Source organism: Novosphingobium sp. ZW T3_23 (assembly GCF_044987305.1).
In the GTDB taxonomy this organism is placed as follows: domain Bacteria; phylum Pseudomonadota; class Alphaproteobacteria; order Sphingomonadales; family Sphingomonadaceae; genus Novosphingobium.
Map to the genome: position 1 here is coordinate 1 of NZ_JBJDRF010000129.1, position 1,217 is coordinate 1,217.

Annotated in this window: 1 protein-coding gene; it reads left to right on the forward strand. The window is 56.4% G+C overall.

Going from position 1 to position 1,217, the window contains the following annotated elements; genetic code table 11:
• Nucleotides 1–143: 143 nt before the first annotated feature.
• On the forward strand, nucleotides 144–581 hold the full coding sequence (locus ACI3K3_RS25620) for a hypothetical protein (protein ID WP_404918929.1): 438 nt from the start codon (nucleotides 144–146) through the stop codon (nucleotides 579–581).
• The last annotated feature ends 636 nt before the right edge of the window (nucleotides 582–1,217 follow it).

Genomic DNA, 1,217 nt, shown 5'->3' on the forward strand with positions numbered 1-1,217 from the left:
ATATCTCTCCGCGCAGACACTGCGGAGATTGTCGCATTATCCAGGCTACTCATCAGTCCCTCCTCATTCAGGAGGGGGGCCCAGTTCTATTTGTCGCTACCGGCCCAGTTTTGCATGGCGCCTGACACTGGGAAATCGTCGGCTTGAGAGATAATGAAGCATTGCCGCTTTCTTTTCGAGCAACCGGCGCATGGGTGCTACGTCCTGCTTCCGTCGACGGCCATATTGGCTTGAGCACGTTCGAAGTGGGTTCGCTCGCCACTCAGGTCTTGGAATGGTGCGATCAGCGAGCGGCGGCGCTGCTGCAAAGCATCTCTCTCAAATCCATGCTCTTTGCCCTACCGGATGAGCAACACCTTCGTGGTCAGAACCGCGCGTTGGCTATTTGCCTTCACATCATGATGAACGACCTAGAGGAAGCGATGCGGCTTTGTCGCATAGACGATCCTGCTGCCCATCCGCTGATGCGTGAAGGCGGCGGTTTTACCACACACAATCCGGATGGCTCAGTGTCCACTTTTCTCGACCAAGCTCGCGACTGGATCGCTCGAAAGCGACGAGGCGAACTGCAGTCGTTGTAACACCATCTCGCGTTGAGGCTGCTATCGGGAACGCCTTCGACAAATATCTTTGTCCGTAAAGGGGCGTTGGACGACGGGCAGCTTTTCCTGCCTCAGATGGGCCGTTCCAACTTGAGCGGATGGCCGCTTCCGAGCAGTGAAACGGATGCACTGTCCGGACAATGGGCGCAAAGCTGCCAAAGCCCCTGCGCCGCTGTCCAATCCGGACCCGCCGACGAACCGGACGTTGCGCCCGTCATTTCCGCTCCCTGAAAGCGGTCGTCGGTTCACTTAGCCATTAACCTGAACGACTTCTCGTGGGACAAACTTGCCGTTCAAAATGGCGGTCGTGAACGGCAAGTTTCGGATATAATCTGCCGTTCTCGGCACAACAATTCAGCTCGGATACGAGCATGATTGACTGATAGGAGAGTCGCAACTTTCCCTTCGTTCAGATCGGGAAAATTGCATTCTCCGACATGCACTCAGCCGGCGATAATCTGTGGCGGCCATTTCGTCTGCTCTCGGCGTCCGAAGGACCGCCACCGCCAAAAGTTCACGAGCCGGGGTGGATGGATTCCAGATCCTTCAAACGCTTCAACGCATCCGTCTGCCGAAGTAGAGAATAGCCGATCCCGGCAGCGTTGAGGGAGCTGC